16 protein-coding genes are annotated in these 21,516 nt (G+C 68.4%); 13 read left to right on the forward strand and 3 right to left on the reverse strand.

Annotated features, from left to right (window positions below; genetic code table 11):
- Window positions 1-195: 195 nt before the first annotated feature.
- The 11 genes from Q4F04_RS04425 to Q4F04_RS04475 all read left to right on the forward strand — a co-directional run bounded on the left by Q4F04_RS04425 (window position 196) and on the right by Q4F04_RS04475 (window position 12,119).
- Window positions 196-1,710: a YifB family Mg chelatase-like AAA ATPase gene (locus Q4F04_RS04425; protein WP_303368621.1), complete on the forward strand. Its 1,515-nt coding sequence runs from the start codon at window positions 196-198 to the stop codon at window positions 1,708-1,710.
- A gap of 248 nt (window positions 1,711-1,958) precedes the next feature.
- Window positions 1,959-3,248: a phosphopantothenate--cysteine ligase family flavoprotein gene (locus tag Q4F04_RS04430; protein ID WP_303368622.1), complete on the forward strand. Its 1,290-nt coding sequence runs from the start codon at window positions 1,959-1,961 to the stop codon at window positions 3,246-3,248.
- Window positions 3,245-4,294 (forward strand): cysteine desulfurase family protein, encoded by a 1,050-nt coding sequence (locus tag Q4F04_RS04435; protein ID WP_303368623.1) that lies wholly within the window; start codon window positions 3,245-3,247, stop codon window positions 4,292-4,294. Before Q4F04_RS04430 ends, Q4F04_RS04435 begins: the two co-directional genes overlap by 4 nt.
- A 3-nt stretch (window positions 4,295-4,297) precedes the next feature.
- Window positions 4,298-5,824: a Fe-S cluster assembly protein SufB gene (gene sufB, locus Q4F04_RS04440; protein WP_303368624.1), complete on the forward strand. Its 1,527-nt coding sequence runs from the start codon at window positions 4,298-4,300 to the stop codon at window positions 5,822-5,824.
- Entirely contained in the window at window positions 5,821-6,846 is a 1,026-nt protein-coding gene (locus Q4F04_RS04445) for a glycosyltransferase family 2 protein (RefSeq protein WP_303368625.1), read from the forward strand. Before sufB ends, Q4F04_RS04445 begins: the two co-directional genes overlap by 4 nt.
- Before the next feature lie 50 nt (window positions 6,847-6,896).
- Window positions 6,897-7,658: a Fe-S cluster assembly ATPase SufC gene (sufC, locus tag Q4F04_RS04450; protein ID WP_303368626.1), complete on the forward strand. Its 762-nt coding sequence runs from the start codon at window positions 6,897-6,899 to the stop codon at window positions 7,656-7,658.
- A 103-nt stretch (window positions 7,659-7,761) separates the two neighbouring features.
- Window positions 7,762-8,988 (forward strand): SufD family Fe-S cluster assembly protein, encoded by a 1,227-nt coding sequence (locus Q4F04_RS04455; protein ID WP_303368642.1) that lies wholly within the window; start codon window positions 7,762-7,764, stop codon window positions 8,986-8,988.
- A gap of 1 nt (window position 8,989) precedes the next feature.
- The gene (locus Q4F04_RS04460) at window positions 8,990-9,478 is read left to right on the forward strand and encodes a hypothetical protein (RefSeq protein WP_303368627.1); all 489 of its coding nucleotides are present in this window, start codon (window positions 8,990-8,992) and stop codon (window positions 9,476-9,478) included.
- Window positions 9,475-10,053 carry a YIP1 family protein gene (locus Q4F04_RS04465; protein ID WP_303368628.1) on the forward strand — a complete coding sequence of 193 codons (579 nt, stop codon included), beginning with the start codon at window positions 9,475-9,477 and terminating at the stop codon, window positions 10,051-10,053. The genes Q4F04_RS04460 and Q4F04_RS04465 overlap by 4 nt, the downstream gene beginning before the upstream one ends.
- Entirely contained in the window at window positions 10,050-11,261 is a 1,212-nt protein-coding gene (locus Q4F04_RS04470; protein ID WP_303368629.1) for a cysteine desulfurase, read from the forward strand. Before Q4F04_RS04465 ends, Q4F04_RS04470 begins: the two co-directional genes overlap by 4 nt.
- 54 nt (window positions 11,262-11,315) lie before the next feature.
- Window positions 11,316-12,119 carry a hypothetical protein gene (locus Q4F04_RS04475; protein ID WP_303368630.1) on the forward strand — a complete coding sequence of 268 codons (804 nt, stop codon included), beginning with the start codon at window positions 11,316-11,318 and terminating at the stop codon, window positions 12,117-12,119.
- Here the strand turns inward: Q4F04_RS04475 and Q4F04_RS04480 are convergent.
- From Q4F04_RS04480 to Q4F04_RS04490, 3 genes are all read right to left on the reverse strand, one after another.
- Window positions 12,071-13,747 (reverse strand): CHASE domain-containing protein, encoded by a 1,677-nt coding sequence (locus Q4F04_RS04480; protein ID WP_303368631.1) that lies wholly within the window; start codon window positions 13,745-13,747, stop codon window positions 12,071-12,073. The genes Q4F04_RS04475 and Q4F04_RS04480 overlap by 49 nt on opposite strands.
- 316 nt (window positions 13,748-14,063) lie before the next feature.
- Window positions 14,064-16,169, reverse strand: coding sequence for a PAS domain-containing sensor histidine kinase (locus Q4F04_RS04485; protein WP_303368632.1), 2,106 nt, complete (start codon window positions 16,167-16,169; stop codon window positions 14,064-14,066).
- 24 nt (window positions 16,170-16,193) lie between these two features.
- Window positions 16,194-17,339 (reverse strand): RsmB/NOP family class I SAM-dependent RNA methyltransferase, encoded by a 1,146-nt coding sequence (locus tag Q4F04_RS04490; protein WP_303368633.1) that lies wholly within the window; start codon window positions 17,337-17,339, stop codon window positions 16,194-16,196.
- 255 nt (window positions 17,340-17,594) lie between these two features.
- On the opposite strand from Q4F04_RS04490, the gene recA reads away from it, so the two are divergent.
- Window positions 17,595-18,668: a recombinase RecA gene (gene recA / locus Q4F04_RS04495; protein WP_303368634.1), complete on the forward strand. Its 1,074-nt coding sequence runs from the start codon at window positions 17,595-17,597 to the stop codon at window positions 18,666-18,668.
- A 132-nt stretch (window positions 18,669-18,800) separates the two neighbouring features.
- Complete coding sequence (alaS, locus tag Q4F04_RS04500; RefSeq protein WP_303368635.1) at window positions 18,801-21,458, forward strand: alanine--tRNA ligase; 2,658 nt, start codon at window positions 18,801-18,803, stop codon at window positions 21,456-21,458.
- The last annotated feature ends 58 nt before the right edge of the window (window positions 21,459-21,516 follow it).

Here is a 21,516-nt window from a genome sequence, read left to right on the forward strand (position 1 = left end):
GACCCATGACGGCCGACGTGAGCTTCATGCGAAAGGCTGGTCATCACCCGTCACGTCCATGCCCGCCCCTCACGCGGCATCGGGATTGCGGGGGCAGCGCCTTTGCTTTGCGGGCCATTCCTGCCGATCCGTTTTGGCCTTAACCATTCCTAAAGGCTTTGGCCCTAAGCCGGTCGCGAACCGGACGGAGGGCAAATGGTCGCGATCGCCTATACCGTCGCCTTCGACGGGATCGAGGCGCGGCTGGTCGAGGTGCAGGCGGCGGCCTCGCCCGGCCTGCCCTCCTTCACCATCGTGGGCCTGCCCGACAAGGCGGTCAGCGAGGCGCGGGAACGCATCCGCGCAGCCTTCGGGGCGATGTCGGTGGCGATGCCGAACAAGCGGGTGACGGTGAACCTGTCGCCGGCCGACCTGCCGAAAGAGGGCTCGCATTTCGACCTGCCCATCGCGCTGGCCGTGCTGGCGGTGCTGGAGGTTCTGCCCGCGGATGAGCTTGAGGGCGTGGTGTCCTTGGGCGAGCTTGCTCTGGACGGGCGGCTGGTGTCGGTCGCGGGTGCCCTGCCCGCCGCCATGGCCGCGGCCGAGGAGCAGCGGGTGCTGGTCTGCCCGCCCGCCTGCGGCGCCGAGGCGGCCTGGGTCGGCGCGGTGCCGGTGATCGCGCCGAAGGGGCTGCGGCAGGTGGTCGATCACCTGACCGGGCGCGCGCCGGTCGCGCCATCCGCGCCGGGACAGGTGGTGCGGGCGCCACGGCTGGCCGACATGGCCGACGTGAAGGGGCAGGAACGCGCCAAGCGGGCGCTCGAGATCGCGGCCGCCGGCAGGCACCACCTGCTGATGGTCGGCCCGCCGGGGTCGGGCAAGTCGATGCTCGCTGCCCGGCTGCCGGGATTGATGCCGGAACTGACGCCGGTCGAGGCGCTGGAAACCTCGATGATCCAGTCGCTGGCGGGGATGCTGACCGAAGGCGGGATCTCGCGCGAGGCACCGTTCCGCGATCCGCACCACACTGCCTCTATGGCCGCCATCGTCGGCGGCGGCCGGGGGGCGAGGCCCGGAGAGGTCAGCCTTGCCCATAACGGCGTGCTGTTCATGGACGAACTGCCCGAGTTTCCACGGCAGGTTCTGGAAACCCTGCGTCAGCCGCTGGAAACCGGCGAGGTCGTGGTGGCGCGGGCCAATGCCCATGTGCGTTATCCCTGCCGCTTCCTGCTGATCGCGGCGGCGAACCCCTGCCGCTGCGGGCATCTGGCCGATGCGGGCCGCGCCTGCGCGCGGGCGCCGCAATGCGGGGCCGATTACATGGGCAAGCTGTCCGGGCCGCTGATGGACCGCTTCGACCTGCGGATCGAGGTGCCCGCGGTGGCCGTCAGCGACCTCGAAGGGCGGCCCGGCGGAGAGGCGTCACGCGAGGTTGCCGCGCGGATCGCGGCGGCGCGGGCGCGGCAGGCGGATCGCTTTGCCCGGCATCCCGGCATGCGGGTGAACGCCGATGCCTCCGGTCCCGTGCTGGAGGAGGTGGCAGCGCCCGACAGCGAGGGCCGCAGCCTGCTGCATCGCGCCGCCGAGCGGCTGGGCTTGAGCGCCCGCGGCTACCACCGCGTGTTGCGGACCGCCCGCACCATCGCGGATCTTGACCATTCCGGCGAGGTGCGCGCGCCGCACATCGCCGAGGCGATCGGCTATCGGCTACCGTTTGCGGCGGGGGTGTGAGGGGAAGATCCCCGCAAGGCCCGGATGGGCAGGGTTTCGGGCCGGAAGGCCGATCGGGTGCCGGCTTTGCGGCTGTGCCGTAACCGGCGGGATCACGCGAGTGGCGCTGCCGCATGGGTATTTGACCCGGAAAGAAGCTGACGGGCGCTGCCTTCGGGACAGTTGAATGTTGCGGGCTTTCTTGCCCCGTGGGTCCCGGTCTTCTAAGTCTCGTCGCAGCCGCCACAAGCCAGGGACGAGGAACAGGGATGCAGGGAAAGCGGGTTCTGCTGATCGTGGGGGGCGGCATCGCCGCCTTCAAGATTCCCGAACTCGTCCGGTTGCTGAAGGGCGCAGGGATGGGCGTGACAACGGTGCTGACCGAGGGGGGCGCGCAGTTCGTCACCCCGCTGACGCTGTCGGCCCTGTCGGGCGAGGTCTGCCATGCCGCCTTGTGGGACCTGACCCGCGAGGCCGAGATGGGGCATATCCAGCTGTCGCGATCCGCCGACCTGGTGGTGGTGGCGCCTGCGACCGCCGACCTGATGGCGAAGATGGCCGGGGGGCACGCGGACGACCTTGCCTCGACCCTGCTGATGGCGACCGACAAGCGGGTGCTGATCGCGCCCGCGATGAACGTGCGGATGTGGGAACATCCGGCGACGCAGCGCAACCGCGTCACGCTGGAAGATGACGGGGTGCTGTTCGTCGGCCCTGATAAGGGCGACATGGCCTGCGGCGAATGGGGCGAGGGCCGGATGGCCGAGCCGGAGGCGATCTTCGATGCGATCCGCGATGCGCTGGAGGATGCGGATGCCGAGCGGCCCTTGCGGCTGACGGGCGTCCTGCGGCTTCCGCCCGAGGCGGTCGTGGTGCCGGGGCTGGCCGCGGGGCCACTGACGGGGCGCCATGTCGTCGTCACCTCGGGGCCGACCCATGAGCCGATCGACCCGGTGCGCTATATCGCTAACCGATCCTCGGGCGCGCAGGGCACGGCCATTGCGGCTGGCCTGCGCGACCTGGGCGCGCGCGTGACCTTCGTGACGGGGCCGGCGAGCGTGCCGCCGCCTGCGGGGGTGCAGGTGGTGCGCGTGGAAACCGCGGCCGAGATGCGGGCGGCGGTCGAAGATGCGCTGCCTGCCGATGCGGCGGTGATGGCGGCGGCGGTGGCCGACTGGCGCGTGACCAGCGCATCTGACCGCAAGATCAAGAAGGACGGCTCGGGGCGCCCCCCGGCGTTTGAGATGGCCGAGAACCCGGACATCCTCGCCTGGGTCAGCCGGGCCGAGGCGCGGCCCGCGCTGGTCGTGGGCTTCGCGGCCGAGACGGATGACGTGGTCGCCAATGCCGCCGCCAAGCGCCGGCGCAAGGGCTGCGACTGGATCGTGGCGAATGACGTCAGCCCGGCCAAGGGGATCATGGGCGGGACCGAGAACAGCGTCATCCTTGTGACCGAAACGAACACCGAGCATTGGCCACAACTGCCCAAGGAGGAGGTGGGCCGCCGCTTGGCCACGCGCATCGCCGACCGGCTGGCCAGCGGCTCGGGCAGCGAATGAGCCGCGTTTATCTCGACTGGAACGCCACCGCGCCGCTGTGCCCCGAGGCGCGAGCGGCGATGGCCGATGTGCTGGACGTGACCGGCAATCCATCGAGCGTCCATGCCGAGGGGCGGGCGGCGAAGATGCTGTTGGAACGATCGCGCGAGGAACTGGCCGAGGCGTTGGGCGCATCCCGCGCCGACATCGTCTTCACCTCGGGCTCGACCGAGGCCGCCGCGCTGGCGCTGGACGGGCAGGGTCTTTCCTGCGCCGGGGTGGAACATGACTGCGTGCGGGCGTGGTGCGAGGAGACTCTGGAGGCGGATGCGAACGGCATCGTGTCGGTCCCCGACCCGGCCCGCGCCACGCTGCAGCTTGCCAACAGCGAGACGGGGGTGATCCAGGACCTGCCGCAGGGGCTGGCCGTCAGCGACATGACGCAGGGCTTCGGGAAGATCCCGATGGCCTTCGACTGGCTGGGGGTGCGGGCGGGCTTCGTCAGCGCCCACAAGCTGGGCGGACCGCGCGGCGTGGGCGCGCTGATCCTTGCCGAGGGCGAGGACCGGGCGGCGCGTCTGCGCGGGGGCGGGCAGGAAAGCGGCCGCCGGGCGGGCACGGAAAACCTTGCCGCCATTGCCGGTTTCGCCGCCGCCGCCAAGGCCGCGCAGCGCGACCTTGCGGCCGGAATCCCCGAAAGACTTGCCGGCATGCGAGAACATCTGCGCGAGAGGTTGGAAGATGCCGAGGGAAACACTATGTTTCCGGGGCGCGTATCCCGATGCCTGCCGCAGACGCTGTCCATCCTCACGCCGGGGTGGAAGGGCGAGACGCAGGTGATGCAGATGGACCTGGCCGGCTTTGCCGTCTCTGCCGGGTCGGCCTGCAGTTCCGGCAAGGTCCGGTCCAGCGGGGTGCTGCGCGCGATGGGCGTGGCCGAGGCGGATGCGGCTTGCGCGTTGCGCGTCTCGTTCGGCGGAACGACGACGCTTGAGGAATTGGACCGCTTTGCCGAGGCGTGGCTTGCTGCCCGCGACCGATGGCGAAGCAAGCAGGGAAGAAGGTGACCGATGGCCGCTCTGGACATGCCCGAGATCGAAGTCCGCGAAGGCGTCGACCGTGAGACGGTCGAGACCGTCGCCAACATGGGCTCCTACAAATACGGGTGGGAGACCGAGATCGAGATGGAATACGCCCCCAAGGGCGTCAACGAGGACATCGTCCGGCTGATCAGCCAGAAGAACGACGAGCCCGAGTGGATGACCGAGTGGCGCCTGACCGCCTTCCGCCGCTGGCAGGGCATGGCCGAGCCGCGCTGGGCGATGCTGAACTATCCCGAGATCGACTATCAGGACCAGTATTACTACGCCCGCCCGAAAAGCATGGCGGTCAAGCCCAAGTCGCTGGACGAGGTCGATCCCGCCCTGCTGGCCACCTATGAGAAGCTGGGCATCCCGCTGAGGGAACAGGCGATCCTGGCCGGGGTCGAGGGGGCCGAGGCGACGCCCGCCGATGCGCGCCGGGTCGCGGTGGACGCGGTGTTCGACTCGGTCAGCGTCGGCACCACCTTCAAGGACGAACTGGCGAAGGCCGGGGTGATCTTCTGCTCGATCAGCGAGGCGATCCGCGAGCATCCCGAACTGGTGAAGAAATACCTCGGCTCGGTCGTGCCGCCGTCGGACAACTATTTCGCGACGCTGAACTCGGCCGTCTTCTCGGACGGGTCCTTCGTCTACATCCCGCCGGGCGTCCGCTGCCCGATGGAACTGTCCACCTATTTCCGCATCAACGCCGAGAATACGGGCCAGTTCGAGCGCACCCTGATCATCGCCGACAAGGGCAGCCACGTCAGCTATCTTGAGGGCTGCACCGCGCCCAAGCGCGACACCGCCCAGCTTCACGCGGCGGTGGTCGAGATCGTCGTGCTGGAAGACGCCGAGGTGAAATACTCGACCGTCCAGAACTGGTTCCCCGGCGACGAGGAAGGCAAGGGCGGCATCTACAACTTCGTCACCAAGCGCGCCGACTGCCGCGAGGCCCGGGCCAAGGTGATGTGGACGCAGGTGGAAACCGGAAGCGCGATCACTTGGAAATACCCGTCCTGCATTCTGCGCGGCGAGGAGTCGCAGGGCGAGTTCTATTCCATCGCGATCACCAACAACGCGCAGCAGGCCGACACCGGGACCAAGATGATTCACCTGGGCAAGAACACCCGTTCGCGGATCGTGTCCAAGGGGATCTCGGCCGGCCAGGCGCAGAACACCTATCGCGGGCTGGTGACGATGCACCCGCGGGCGACCAACAGCCGCAACTATACCCAGTGCGACAGCCTGCTGATCGGCGACCAGTGCGGGGCCCACACGGTGCCCTATATCGAGGTCAAGAACAGCTCCTCGCGCGTGGAACACGAGGCCACCACCTCCAAGGTGGACGAGGACCAGCTGTTCTACTGCCGCGCCCGCGGCATGGACGAGGAAGAGGCCGTGGCCCTGGTCGTCAACGGCTTCTGCCGCGACGTGCTGCAGGCCCTGCCGATGGAGTTCGCCATGGAGGCGCAGAGCCTGGTCGCGATCAGCCTGGAAGGGTCGGTGGGGTGACGCAAGAAGCCACTGGGGATGATGCGCAGCATTTCACCCTGTTCACAGCCGTGAAGAACGAGGCTCCATTCCTTCTGGAATGGATCGCCTATCACAAGGTGATCGGCTTCGACAGGATTGCAATCGTCTCCAACCCGTCCAGTGACATGACGAATGAACTGCTGGATGCCTTGGCAGGGGCAGGCGAGATCATTCACACTGTTACGACTGTGCCCGAGGGCGTCGCTCCGCAGGCGGTCGCCGCGAAAATAGCCAATGAGGGCGGGTTCATCCGCAAGGGTGACTGGGCGATCTGGCTGGATGCGGACGAATTCCTGAACATCCATGTCGGTGATGGTTTCGTCACCGACATGGTTCGTTTTCTCGGTCCGCGGCAGGCGATCATCATCCCGTGGCGGATATTCGGAGACAGCGGAAACCAGGCATTCTCTGGCCGGTTCATCTCGAACAGCTTCTCGAGGGCAGCAGCGCTCGAATCCGAGGTCAATCTGAAGGTGAAGACATTCTTCAGGATGAGCGACGCGGTGCTGGGCTTGTCGGGGCATTCCGTGCATCGGCCGCTTCTTTCCGGAACCCTGCCGATTGGAAGCTTCGCCGGCTGCGATGGGCAGGAACTGCGATCCAGCAACCGGGTTCACCGGAAGTGGGTCGAGGGACTGGATCGCTCGCGCGCGTCGCGGATTCCGCCGGAGGAAATCAGCTATGATGTCGCGCAAATCAATCACTACTGTGTCAGAACCCCCGAGCATTTCGCGCTGAAGCGAATTCGGGGACGCGGCTGGGCGGCAGCGCAGGCAGGCGCCTCGAACAAGCGCCACAATGCGGAATTCTACGTTCAGATGAACCGGAATGATTGCCCGGATCAAAGCATCCTCAGGCATGAGGATGCGGTGACCGCAGAAATCCAACGGCTGATGTCCATCCAGGGCCTAGGCGAATTGCAGCAAGAAGCCCTGCGGCGCGTTGCAGCGCAACTGAATGAAGCAACAGCAACTCACAATGTGCCGGATGCAGTGAGCTGAATGATCCGGTTCGGCAAACATCTGGTCAACGAACAATTGAGGAAATGAACATGCTGGAAATCAAGAACCTTCACGTGCAGCTCGAGGAAGAGGGCAAGCAGATCCTCAAGGGCGTCACGCTGACCGTGCCGGCGGGCGAGGTCCATGCGATCATGGGTCCGAACGGCTCGGGGAAGTCCACGACCTCTTACGTCCTCGCGGGCCGCGAGGGCTATGAGGTCACGGGCGGCACCGCCACGCTGGACGGGCGTGACCTGCTGGAGATGGAGCCGGAAGAGCGCGCCGCCGCCGGGCTGTTCCTGGCCTTCCAGTATCCGGTGGAAATCCCCGGCGTCGGCAACATGACCTTCCTGCGGACCGCCGTGAACGCCCAGCGCAAGGCGCGCGGCGAGGAGGAACTGTCCTCGGGCGAGTTCCTCAAGCTGGTGCGGGAAAAGGCCAAGGCCTTGGACATCGATGCCGAGATGCTGAAACGGCCCGTGAACATGGGCTTTTCCGGCGGCGAGAAGAAGCGCAACGAGATCCTGCAGATGGCCATGCTGGAACCCCGCATGTGCATCCTGGACGAAACGGACTCGGGCCTCGACGTGGACGCGATGCGGCTTGTGGCGGATGGCGTGAACGCGCTGCGTTCGCCGGACCGCAGCTTCCTGCTGATCACCCACTACCAGCGCCTGCTGGACCATATCGTGCCCGATGTCGTCCACATCATGCATGACGGCCGCATCGTGAAGTCGGGCGGCCCGGAACTGGCGCTGGAAGTCGAGCGCAACGGCTACGGGGACATCCTCGCCGAGGTGGCGGATGCCTGAGGCCGCGACCATGACCATCCAGACCCCCGTGATCGAGGGCGCGCCGCGTTCCGCGCCTGCCGACGTTCAGCTTGCCGCGCGGCTTGACGCTGCGCCCGCGCCGATGTCCGGCGCCACCGCCGACGCCCGCGCCGACGCGTTGGCGCGGCTGACGGCGCAGGGCCTGCCCGGCCCGCGCCAGGAATACTGGCGCTACACCGATCCCGCGCCCTTCAACGCCGCCCGGCCTGATCCGCTACCGGCCGATGCCATCGGCGGCGAGCCGACGCTGTTCGCCAATGTGGACAAGCTGCGGCTGGTCTTCACCGATGGCCGCTTTGACGCGGGTGCCTCGGACGATCTGGAACTGGCGGGGGTGGAAATCACCACGCTGGCCCAGGCCGACGCGCAGGCGGGCCACTGGGTTGCCGAGGCCTACGGCAAGCTGGAGGCGCAAGGGCAGAAGCCCGTTGCCCGTCCCTTCGCGGCGCTGAACACGGCTGTGGCTACTGATGGTGTGGTGATCTGCGTCACCGAACAGGCCGCGCGGCCGGTGCAGGTGCTTTACCGCGTCTCAGACCCTGCGGCGGATGTCGTCGTGCACCACGTCCTGCGGCTTGAGGAAGGCGCGGACCTGACGCTGTTGGAAAACGGCCTCGTCGGGGCGCGCGGCAATGTGGTGATCGAGGCTGACCTCGCGCCGGGCGCGAAGCTGCACCACATCTCGGCCCACCGCGCCGGGATCGCCCGCGTCTTCAACAGCCACCTGTTTGCCCGCGTGGCCGAGGGCGCGTCGCTGAAAAGCTTCGAGCTGTCGGTCGACGGCCGCCACATGCGGTCGGAATCGGTGATCGAACTTGCCGGCGACGACGCCGTGGCCCATGTCGCCGCCGCCGTCCTGGGTGACGGCGACAACCTGCACCATGACGACACGGTCTTCATCACCCACGGCGGCTTGCGCGGCGAAAGCCGGCAGGTCTTCAAGAAGGTGCTCAAGAACGGCGCGACCGGCGTCTTCCAGGGCAAGATCCTCGTGAAACCGGGGGCGCAGAAGACCGACGGCTACCAGATCAGCCAGGCGCTTCTGCTGGACGAGACCAGCCAGTTCCTCGCCAAGCCGGAACTGGAAATCTACGCCGACGACGTGAAGTGCAGCCACGGCTCGACCACCGGCGCGCTGGATGAAACGGCGCTGTTCTACCTGCGTTCGCGCGGGATTCCGCAGGAACGGGCGGTCGTGCTGCTGGTGCTCAGCTTCCTAGCCGATGCGCTGGAAGAGGTGGAGAACGAGGATCTGCGCGCCGAGATCTCTGGGCGGCTCGAAGACTGGCTGACCGCCAAGGCCCGCTGAGGTGGCGCTGGTCCCGCGCATCCTGCAGACCTGGCGCAGGCCCGGCGCGGCGGTGCGCGGGATGACCGGCATCTCCGAAGCAGGGCTGCTGGCCCTGCTTCTGGGCACGATGGCGGTCTATTTCGTCGCGCAATGGCCGGCGCATGCGCGGGCCGCGGCGCTGGACCCCTCGGTGCCGCTGCAGGCGCGACTGGGGGGGGCGTTGCTGGCGACCCTGTTCCTGATGCCGCTGGTCGTCATGACAATGGCGCTGGTGATGCAGCTTCTCCTCCGCGCCTTCGGCACGCGGATCGAGGGCTTCGAATCCCGCCTGGCGCTGGTCTGGGCGCTGGCCGCGGCCTCGCCCATGATGCTGCTTCAGGGACTGACGCAGGGCTTCATGGGACCGGGTCCCGCCCTGACGCTGGTGAACCTGCTGGCGGGCGCGGCGTTTCTGGTGTTCTGGATCGCCGGGCTTCGCGCCCTGTCCCGCAAAAGGCACCCTGCATGATAGAACTGATGAGGCTGACCGTCCGCGACCCGCAGACGGGATTCCGGATGCTGCAAGCCAGGCCCTGGGGGCCGGGCGACCGCTGGGCGCTGATCTTCGCGACCGCCGCGGCCTCGGCCGTGCTGTCCTGGCTGGGCGCGGCCCTGATGTCGGGACCCGAGGGCGGGGCGGGAATGCTCGGGATGCTCACGGCCTCGCCGATCTCGATGGCCTCGGTGCAGGTCGTCTCGGCCGCCTTCGGCGCCTATCTGCTGGCCGAGGTCGGGCGCATCTTCGGCGGCACCGGCAAGTTCGCCGACGCGCTGCTGGCCGTCGGCTGGATCGAGGCGATCATGGTCGCCCTGCAGGCCATCCAGCTTGCCGTCACCGTGGTCCTGCCGCCGCTGGGGGCGCTGGTCGGCATTGCGACGCTGCTGCTGGCCGCCTATCTGATGGTGGCCCTGACGATGGCGGTGCATGGCTTCCGCAATGCGCTGATGGTGGTGATGGGCATCCTTGGCACGATCATGCTGACGAGCTTTCTTCTGTCCATCCTCGCCGCCACCCTCGGGGTCCTGCCGGGAGCGCCCACATGAGCTTTGACATCACCCGCGTCCGCGCCGATTTCCCGATCCTGTCGCGGCAGGTGAACGGGCGGCCGCTGGTCTACCTGGACAGCGGCGCCAGCGCGCAGAAGCCGCAGGTGGTGATCGACGCGATCTCGGCGGCCTATGCGGGCGAATACGCCAACGTCCACCGGGGTCTGCATTTCCTGTCGAACCTGGCGACCGACAACTATGAACGGGTGCGCGGGATCATCGCCCGCTTCCTGAACGCGCGGGACGAAAACGAGGTCGTCTTCACCAGCGGCTCGACCGAGGGGATCAACCTTGTCAGTTACGGCTGGGCCGCGCCGCGCCTGCAGCCGGGCGACGAGATCCTGCTGTCGGTGCTGGAACATCACGCCAACATCGTGCCTTGGCATTTTCTGCGCGAACGCAACGGCGTGGTCCTGCGCTGGGTCGAACCCGAGCCCGACGGCAGCCTGCCTGCCGAAAAGGTGCTGGCGGCGGTGGGGCCGAAGACGCGGCTGATCGCCGTCACCCATATGTCCAATGTGACCGGCACGGTAGTGGACGTGGGCGCCATCGCGCGGGGGACGGACGTGCCGGTGCTGGTCGATGGCAGCCAGGCGGCGGTGCATATGCCGGTTGATGTCGATGCGCTCGGCTGCGATTTCTACTGCATCACCGGGCACAAGCTTTACGGCCCTTCGGGGTCCGGTGCGATCTGGATACGGGCCGAGAGGCAGGCCGAGATGCGCCCCTTTCTCGGCGGCGGCGACATGATCCGCGAGGTCTCGCGCGAGACCGTCACCTACGCCGACCCGCCCCTGCGCTTCGAGGCGGGCACTCCCGGCATCGTCAACCAGATCGGGCTTGGCGTGGCGCTTGAGTATATGATGGGCTTGGGGATGCAGAACATCGCCGCGCATGAGGCGGGTCTGCGCGACTATGCGGTCGAGCGGCTCGGTGGCCTGAACTGGCTGCAGATCCAGGGGACGGCGCCGGGCAAGGGCGCGATCTTTTCCATGACGATGGAAGGGGCGCATGCCCATGACATCGCCACGATCCTCGACCAGCGCGGCATCGCGGTGCGGGCGGGGACGCATTGCGCCATGCCCCTGATGCAGCACTATGGCCTAGCCGCCTCGGCGCGGGCCAGCTTTGCCATGTACAACACCCGCGAGGACGTGGACGCGCTCGTCTCGGGGCTGGAATTCTGCCGCGAGTTGTTCGCCTGACAACCGAATCTTAAGCCTGTCCTGCTATCCCCTTCCCATGTCCGGGGGTGGCTGATGCGGTTGGTTCGGGTTCTTGCGCTGCTGTTCCTGCCTGCGCCGGCGTTGGCCGCGACCGGCCCGGCGGACCAGCCGGCGGCGGTCTGCGAATGGGCGGCGATGACGGCGGCGGCCGAGATGGGGGTGCCGCCCGACATCCTCGGCGCGCTGACCCTGACCGAAACCGGGCGGCGGCGCGGCGACCTCGTCCGCCCCTGGGCCTGGAGCGTGAATGCCGAAGGCGCGGGAAGCTGGTTCGATGACCCGGCCGAGGCGCTGGCCTTTGCGCAGGACCGCATCGAGCAGGGGCGGGTGAACCTCGACATCGGCTGCTTCCAGTTGAACTACCGCTGGCATGGCGAGAACTTCCCGTCCGTGGTCGAGATGTTCGACCCGCTGGAAAACGCCCGCTACGCCGCCCGCTTTGTCCGCGACCTTCACGCCGAGACGGGCGACTGGCGGCGGGCGGCGGGCGCGTTCCATTCGCGCACGGCTGTTCATGCGAACCGCTATCTCGCCCGCTTCGACGAGTTGCGGGCGACATTCAAGGCGCAGGGGTTCCAGGGAATGACCGGCGCGCCGGAAACCTACAACAGCTTCGCCATGGCCGCGCCGGTCGCGCCGGAAAAGGTGGCGCGGGCGCGGCAACGCTTGACACTGCTGGGTGCGCCGCTGGGGTCGGAACGGACCGGCTCGCCGGGGTCGCTGGCGGTGGTGGGGCAGGGGCGCGGCCCGCTGATCGGCAGCAGCCGGGGCAGCCTGCTGGCCATGGGTCAGGGGCCGGAGGAACCCGAGGCCGAGGCGCCATCCGAGCCGCTGTGACCCGCCAGCGCCAGGGGAAAGGCGATGGTGACGACCATGCCGTCGGGCCCGAAGGCGCGGGCGAACGCGCCGTTCAGGTCGCCCTCGATCAGCGCATGGATCAGTTGCGACCCGAAGCCGCCATTTCCGTTCTGGTCCTCATGGCCGGGCGCCGGGCTGGCGTCCGGCTCGCTCCACCTCAGCACCAGCCAGTCGGCGCCGGCGCGTGGTTCAACCGTCCAATCGATGCGGATCGTCAGGTCGTCCGAGTTTTCCCCGTATTTCATCGCGTTGGTGCTGAGCTCATAGGCGACCAGCCCCAGGGCCTGCGCCTCGCGCCCGTTCAGCCGCACCGGGGGGCCGTTCAGCATCCCTTTGGCCTGCGCGGCGGCGACGACGCCGCCGACCTCGGCCCGCAGCAGCTCGGCAAGGTCCGCGGACCCCTGTTCGGCGCGGTTCACGGCATCCTGCGCCTTGGCCATCGCCGACAGCCGCGCGCCGAACACGCGCCCGAATTCCTGCAGGTCCGGGGCCGAGCGCATCGTCTGCCGGGCAATCGCCTGGATGCGGGCCAGGTGGTTCTTGATCCGGTGCTGCATCTCGCGCAGCAGCAGCGTGCGCTCATCGGCCTCGCGGGCGGACTGGGCGGCCCGCAACTCTGCCTCGCGCAGCGCGCGCATGAAGTTGCGCGTCGCCCCCGTCACCGCGATCAGCAGCAGAAGCGACAGCGCCCCGACCATCAGGCTGGCCGAGCGATCCTCGAGCCCCAGAAATCCGGGGGCGGGCACCATCGTCATCTGCCAGTTCCGCCCGGCGATGGCGATCTCGCGCATGGCGGCGCGGCTCAGCAGGCGGGCGGGCGCATCCTCGGGGATATTGTCGAACAACGGCTGGCCGGGGGACTGCCTGTCCACCGTCCGCAGCGACAGCGGCAGGTCCGGCAGTTCGGCCAGCACCGCATGGTGCAGGTCGCCGGCGCGATAGGGCGCATAGACCCAGCCGCCGTCCCGGCCCTCGTGCATCCCGAACAGCCCGCCCCGCGTGGGGATGTAGATCAGGAAGCCCGCCTGCTTTTCGGCGGTGATCTCCTGCACCAGTTCCACCGGCCCGGTCGCCTGCGCCTCGCCGCTTTCGAGGGCGGCGATCATCGCCTCGCGGCGGACGGGTTCCGCGAACATGTCATAGCCGATCGCCTGCCGGTTCCGCGCGTCCAGGGGTTCGAGCATGACAATGGGACCGATGAGCGGCTGGTCGCCACCCGGCCGCGCAACCGCCGTCCAGCCGTGGTTGGCAGAGATCCGCTCAAGTGCCGGGGCCTGCCGCTCTGCCGGCAGCAGCGCGGCAAAGCCGATCCCCTGGATGCCGCGATAATCGCTTTGCAGTTCAAGCCCGGCGACATAGCGGCGGAACTCCTGCACCGAAACTGGCTGGTCCTGCGCGTCGAAATAGCTGCGCGTGCCCCGCAACAGGGCGACATGCTGGATCATCCGCTGCTCGATCCGGCTCGACACAAGGTCGGCAAGCCGTTCGAACCGCAGAACAGCGGCCCGGTTTTCCAGCCGGACGGTGAAGGCGGTCAGCCCGACGCCGAGCGCCAGAGTCACGAGCACCGCGCCCAACATCAGCAAGGTCTGGCGCGCGCGTGTCATGATCTGTTCAGAAAGCGGAGGCCGATGCGGAAATGCGACAAGGCCACGCGGATAAGCCAGCGGCGGCTTGGCCCTTCCCTACGATGGCGCGGGGGACCTGTCCAGCGGCTTCTGACCGGCCGCCGTGTTCCCGGCCTGCAGCCGTCCCGCTGTGACGCAACGGCCCCAGCCGAACGGATCTGCACCCCGCGAGATCCTGCCCGGCCCATCCCCCGCTGCGGGTCAAAGATGCGGCGGGGCACCTGCGGGCGTGAGTTCTTCCCGCCGCGCGGCATGCGTATTCCCAGCCGGTCAGGCATGGACGCGGCGGGTTTCCTCAGGCGCCCGGAAGGGCGCCATCGATGGGGCGGGCCGGGGCGGCGCTGCCCGCGAGATGGCTTTCCACGGTTGCGACGAGTTCCGACAGCGAAAAGGGCTTCGGCAGGAACAGGGCGTTGGGAATGGTCATGTTGTTGTCCGACAGGGTCGCATCCATGTAGCCCGACATGAAGATCACCCGCGTGCCCTCGCGCACCTGCAGGGCGGTGCGGACCCAGCCGGGGCCGTCGAGGCCCGGCATGACGACATCGGTCACGAAGATGTCCACCGGCAGCGCGGCATCCGACAGGATCTCAAGCGCCCGTTCCCCGCTGTCGGCCTCGATCACCTCGAAACCGTGCAGCCGCAGGGCGCGGGCCGCGAAGGCGCGTACCGGGGCCTCGTCCTCGACCAACAGCACGGTGCGACGGCGGTCCTCGCCGCTGCGGGGCGCCGCGGGGCTTGCCGCCGGGGTAGGCGCGGACCTTTCCGCGGGACGCGGCCGCTGGGCCGGGAAATACAGCGCAAAGGTCGTGCCGTCGCCCGGGGTGCTGGTGCAGAAGATGTAGCCCCCCGTCTGCTTGACGATGCCATAGGCGGTCGAAAGGCCAAGGCCCGTGCCCTCGCCCTGCTTCTTGGTCGTGAAGAAGGGGTCGAAGATCTTGTCCAGCGTTTCGGGCGGGATGCCGCAGCCCTGGTCCGAGACGGTGATGCGGACATATTCGCCCTGGGGGATGCTGGCCCCTTCCAGCGTCAGCCCGGTGCGCAGCCTGACGTTCTCGGTGCGGATGGCGATCTCGCCGCCCTTCGGCATGGCGTCCCGGGCGTTCACGGCGAGGTTGATCAGCACCTGCTCGAACTGCCGCCCGTCGGCCCGGATCGGCCGCAGCGAGGGGTCGTTGGTGACGGTGACGACGACCCGCTCTCCGACCAGGCGGTTGAGCAGGTGGCTCAGGTCCGACAGGACGTGGCGCAGGTCGATGATCTCGGGGCTGAGCGTCTGCTTGCGCGAGAAGGCCAGCAACTGCCGCACCAGCGCCGCCGCGCGGTTGGCGTTCTGCGAGATCTGGTGCAGGTCGGCGTAATCGGGATCGGTGTTGTCGCGCCGCAGCATCAGCAGGTCGCAATGACCGGTGATCGCCGTCAGCAGGTTGTTGAAATCATGCGCGATCCCGCCCGCAAGCTGGCCGATCGCCTGCATCTTCTGGCTTTGCACGAACTGCGCTTCCAGCGTTTTCAGCGCGCTCACGTCCGTCAGCACCGCGACGATCCGGTCGATGCCGGGGCTGGAGGCAAGCGTCACCTGCAGCGCGCGCTCGACATCGCCGGTGCGGGTCTGCAGAACCTCTCCGCGGCCGGTGTCGCGGCCCTCGCGGACCTCGGCCAGCCAGTCGCCCAGGGGCCGCCCGAGTCCGTCCAGAAGATCACCCAAAAAGGTGCCAGGGGCAACCGGGCCCAGCAGCGCCTCGGCCGCAAGGTTGGCGGTCAGCACATGGCCATCCGGGCCGAGGTCGAGAAGCGCGATGGGCACCGTGCGGTAATCGACGCCGATGCCCGCGGCCGTCCCGGCCGGTTCGGGCTGCGGCGTCTCGATGCGCCAGATCTGCAGCGTGCTGCCCGGAATGCGCCGCGCGTCCAGCGCCGAGCCATCGCCAAGCGGCAGCCGCAGGGGCCTGCCGTCGCCGACGCGCGCCAGCAGCGCGGCCGCAGCCGCGGCGGGGTGGGCGCGGTGCCCGGCCAGCAGCGCCGCCGCATCGCGCCCCGACAGGTCCCGCAGCCGTCCGGCCGCGGCCGACTGGCCGCGGATCGCGCCCCCGGACTCGACGATCCAGGCGCAGCCCGGCTCATCGGCAAGGGTGACGCGCGCCGCCCGGACCTGCCGCGCGACCGCAAGCCGATCCAGCAGCTGCCGCCCTGCGATCATCCCGCCCAGCAGATACCAGGCGACCGCCACCGTGCCCGCAACCACGAGAACCCGCGGCGGCACCGCCGCCGGCGCCAGCGCCAGCCACAGCGCCCCGAGCATCACCGGCAGCATCAGGACCGGCACCGCCGCCAGCCCGCCCGAGGACAAAAGCCCGCCCTGCTTCATTCCCGCCTCGCCACCCGATTCGCGCCCGACCATAGCGTGCCGGAGGTTAACCGTCGTTTAACAGGTCATGAGCGCGTGGAAGAAACCGTCGCTTGCGGAAAGCGGTGTCAGGGTCGTCGCGCTCCCGAGGGTGAAATCAGGATGCCGTTCAAGGAAACGCGCGACCTGATCCTCGTTCTCGCGGGCGAAAAGCGAGCAGGTCATGTAGGCCAGCGTCCCGCCGGGCCGCACATGGCGCGCGGCGCGGTCGAGGATCGCGGCCTGCGTTTCGGCCAGCCTGTCCAGATCCGCGGGCGTCAGCCGCCATTTCGCCTCCGGCGTCCGCCGCCACGTTCCCGAACCGGAACAGGGCACGTCCGTCAGCACGAGATCATGAAACCCCTGCGGCATTTCCGCGATCCTGATCCTGACCCCGGCACGGGCGGCGCGACCCGGAAGGTCGCGCATCCGGGCGGGCGCGGCATCCCAAGCCGTCACCCGCGCGCCCCGCGCCGCCAGCGCCAGCGCCTTCCCCCCGCCCCCCGCGCAGAAATCGAGCGCGGTCGTCCCCGGCGCGATCGGCAGCGCGGCGCAGGCCATCTGGGGCGACAGGTCCTGCAGCTCGACCAGCCCTTCCCTGTAGGCGGCCGAGCCTTGGATGCGCCGCTCGCCCGCCGTCACCCGCAGGGCCGTGCCGCAGCGGGGATCGGGTTCGGCGGCGATGCCGTCAGCTTCCAGCGCCTGCCGGGCCTCGGCCGCGGTCGTCCGGGCAAGGTTCGCGCGCAGCCACACGGGAGCGCGGTCGCGCAACGCCGCCGCGACCGGGGCGAAGCCGCTGCCGAGATCGGCTTTCATCGCCTCGGCGATCCAGTCGGGCAGGTCGGTGGCCTCGGATGGCACCGGCGCCCGCCCGCCCGCCCGTTCCGCCGCCGTTAGGGGCGCGGGCGCGTGGCCTTCGCCGGTGAAGATCGTGTCGGGATCGCTGCCGGTCTCGCGCAGGGCGCCGAGGACCAGGCCGCGCCCGCTGTCCGCGCCTCCCAGGGCGGCACGGCTGCGCCGGCGCCGCAGCGTGTCATAGACGATGTCGCGCACCGCGGCGCGGTCGCCCGAGCCGGCAAAGCGGCTGGCGCGGGCCCAGCGGGTCAGTTGCGCCTCGGCAGGCTCTCCCTGCAGGATCGCGTCGAGGATCTGGATGGCCGCGGCGGCGCGGGCGGCGGGGGTCATCGCCGGAACCCGGCAGGCAGGGGCGACAGAAGATGCATGGCGCAAGAATACCGCGCCGGAATCCGGCCACAAGCGGGCCTTCGGAAGCCGCTCAACGGTTTGTTAAGATTCTTTCTGCAGAGTGCGATTCGAGGGCGGCATGTCCTTGTGGTCAGGCCGCAAAATCACCAGATGGCGTGCAGAACATCAGGTGAACAAGGAATGGCTGCGCTGCATCGTTGTGCACGGTCCTGCGCTGCAATAGAGTAGGTGAAAATGTCTGGGGCGAGCATCCTGAAGATGGACGACAAACGCAGCGCGGACCGGCAGAAGGCGCTCGACAGCGCGCTGGCGCAGATCGAACGCCAGTTCGGCAAGGGCTCGATCATGAAGCTCGGCGCCGACAACCCGGTGGCCGAGATCGAGGCGACCTCGACCGGCTCGCTGGGGCTGGACATCGCGCTGGGAATCGGCGGGTTGCCCAAGGGCCGCATCATCGAGATCTTCGGGCCGGAAAGCTCGGGAAAGACCACCCTGACGCTGCATGTCGTGGCCGAGGAACAGAAGAAGGGCGGCGTCTGCGCCTTCGTGGACGCGGAACACGCGCTTGACCCGCAATATGCCCGCAAGCTGGGCGTGAACCTGGACGAGCTGCTGATCAGCCAGCCCGACACGGGCGAACAGGCGCTTGAGATCGTGGATACGCTGGTCCGGTCCGGCGCGGTCAGCCTGGTCGTGATCGACTCGGTCGCGGCGCTGACGCCCAAGTCCGAGATCGAGGGCGACATGGGCGACATGCAGATGGGCAGCCAGGCCCGCCTGATGAGCCAGGCGATGCGCAAGCTGACCGCCTCGATCGGACGCAGCAACTGCATGGTGATCTTCATCAACCAGATCCGCATGAAGATCGGCGTCATGTTCGGGAACCCCGAAACGACGACGGGCGGCAACGCGCTCAAGTTCTACGCCTCGGTGCGTCTGGACATCCGCCGCACGGGGTCGATCAAGGACCGCGACGAGATCGTGGGCAACTCGACCAAGGTGAAGGTGGTCAAGAACAAGGTGGCCCCGCCGTTCAAGCAGGTCGAGTTCGACATCATGTATGGCGAGGGGATTTCCAAGGTCGGCGAGCTGATCGACCTGGGCGTCAAGGCGGGCGTGGTGGAAAAATCGGGCGCCTGGTATTCCTATGGCGACGAGCGGATCGGGCAGGGGCGCGAGAACGCCAAGCAGTTCCTGCGCGACAATCCCCACGTGGCCTTGGCCATCGAGGACCGCATCCGAGCCAGCCACGGGCTGGATTTCGGCGCCAGCCCCGAAGAGGATGATGCCGCGCTGACCGAGGAATAAGCGTCAGCCAGAACGGCCGCCCCGCAAGGCGGCCGTTTTCATCTGCAGGGATCGCTGCCTTCCGCGTCATTCTGGACAGCGGGCGGGGGCATCGCTATCTCTGCCCGGCAGCATTTCCGCAGGACAGACGCCATGGCCAGCCTGAACGACATCCGCTCGACCTTCCTCGACTTCTTCGAACGGAACGGCCACCGGCGCGTGGACAGCTCGCCCCTGGTGCCGCGCAACGACCCGACGCTGATGTTCACGAACTCGGGCATGGTCCAGTTCAAGAACCTGTTTACCGGGCTGGAACACCGCGACTATACCCGCGCGACCACGGCGCAGAAATGCGTGCGGGCAGGGGGCAAGCACAATGACCTCGACAACGTGGGCTATACGGCGCGGCATCATACCTTCTTTGAGATGCTGGGGAACTTCAGCTTCGGCGACTACTTCAAGACCGAGGCGATTCCCTATGCCTGGGAGTTGCTGACCAGGGACTTCGGTCTTGCCAAGGACAAGCTGCTGGTCACGGTCTATCACACCGACGACGAGGCGGCGGACATCTGGAAAAAGGTCGCTGGCCTGAGCGACGACCGCATCATCCGCATCCCGACCGACGACAACTTCTGGCGCATGGGCCCGACCGGTCCCTGCGGCCCCTGCACGGAAATCTTCTACGACCACGGCCCCTCGATCTGGGGCGGCCCGCCCGGCTCGGCCGAGGAAGACGGCGACCGTTTCATCGAGATCTGGAACCTCGTCTTCATGCAGTTCGAGCAGTTCGAGGATGGCACGATGAAGCCGCTGCCGAACCCATCGATCGACACCGGCATGGGGCTGGAACGGATCGGCGCGCTTTTGCAGGGCAAGCACGACAACTACGACACCGACCTGATGCGGGCGCTGATCGAGGCCTCGGCCCATGTCACCAACTCGGACCCCGACGGGCCAGGCAAGGTGCATCACCGCGTCATCGCCGACCACCTGCGGTCCACCAGCTTCCTGATTGCGGATGGGGTGATGCCCTCGAACGAGGGACGCGGCTATGTGCTGCGCCGCATCATGCGCCGCGCCATGCGCCACGCCCACATGCTGGGCGCGCAGGACCCGGTCATGCACCGGCTGGTCCCGGCGCTGGTCCGGCAGATGGGCGCGGCCTACCCGGAACTGACCCGCGGCCAATCGATGATAGAGGAAACGCTGCGGGGCGAGGAAACGCGCTTCAAGCAGACGCTTGACCGCGGGTTGCGGCTGCTGTCGGATGAGGTCGCGCGACTGCCCGAGGGTGCCGACCTGCCGGGCGAGACGGCTTTCAAGCTGTATGACACCTATGGCTTCCCGCTGGATCTGACGCAGGACGCGCTGCGCGAGCAGGGGCGCGGTGTTGAGGTGGCGGGCTTCGACGCCGCCATGGCCGAGCAGAAGGCCAAGGCGCGTGCCGCCTGGACGGGTTCGGGTGAGACCACGGAGGCTGCGATCTGGTTCGATCTGGCCGAGCGGCACGGCGCGACCGAGTTCCTGGGCTATGACACGCAACAGGCTGAGGGTGTGATCCTGACGCTGGTGCAGGACGGCGCCGAGATCGAGGCGGCGGGCGAGGGCCAGCAGGTTCAGATCATGGTCAACCAGTCGCCCTTCTATGCCGAAAGCGGCGGTCAGGTGGGCGACACCGGCCTGATCAAGACGGAAACCGGCGCGGCGCGGGTGACGGATACAAAGAAATCCGGCAGCCTGTTCATCCACTTCGCAGAAGTCACACTGGGCCAGATTTCGCGCGGGCAGGGGGCCACGCTGTCGGTGGACATCGACCGCCGCGGCGCGATCCAGGCCAATCACTCGGCCACGCACCTGCTGAACGAGGCGCTGCGGAACGCGCTGGGCGAGCATGTCGCGCAGAAGGGCAGCCTGAATGCCGAGGACCGGCTGCGCTTCGACTTCAGCCACGGCAAGGCGCTGTCGCCCGAAGAACTGGCGCAGATCGAGACCGAGGTGAACGCGGTCATCCGCCAGAACTCGCCGGTCGAGACGCGGGTGATGGCGCCCGATGACGCCCGCGAGATGGGTGCGCAGGCGCTGTTTGGCGAGAAGTATGGCGACGAGGTGCGCGTCGTGTCCATGGGTCGGCGCGAGGGCTCGGGCAAGGGGACGAACCGCGACATCTATTCGATCGAGCTTTGCGGCGGCACCCATGTCAGCCGCACCGGCGACATCGGCGCCTTCGTCCTGCTGGGGGACAGCGCCTCCTCGGCCGGGGTGCGGCGGGTCGAGGCGCTGACCGGGCAGGCGGCGTTGGCGCATCTGCGCGAGGCCGAGCGGCAGTTGTCCGAGATCGCGGGGCTGCTCAAGGCGCAGTCGGGCGACGTGGTGGGCCGCGTCAAGGCGCTGGCCGACGACCGCAAGGCCATGCAGAACGAGATCGCCCAGCTCAAGCGCCAGCTGGCGATGGGTGGCGGCTCGGATGCCGCGCCCAAGGACATCGGCGGCGTGCAGGTGATCGCGCGGCGGGTCGAGGGCGTCTCGGGCAAGGAACTTGGCGCGCTGGCCGACCAGATGCGGTCAGGGCTGTCCACCGGCGCGGTCGTTGTCATGACCGAGGACAACGGCAAGGCGACGGTCGCGGCGACGGTCACGCCCGATCTTGCAGAGCGGGTCAGCGCGGTGTCGCTGGTCCAGGCGGCGGTCGCGGCGCTGGGCGGCAAGGGCGGCGGCGGCCGTCCCGACCGGGCGCAGGGCGGCGCGCCCTCGCTTGCGGCGCTCGACGACGCCATCGCGGCGGTCGAGAAGGTGATCGCCGACGCGGCATGATGAGGCCTGCGCGGGGTTGTGATCCATGGCCCCGCGCAAGGTCCAAGGAATCTGCTGA

Source organism: Paracoccus sp. (in: a-proteobacteria), assembly GCF_030536915.1.
Taxonomy (GTDB): domain Bacteria; phylum Pseudomonadota; class Alphaproteobacteria; order Rhodobacterales; family Rhodobacteraceae; genus Paracoccus.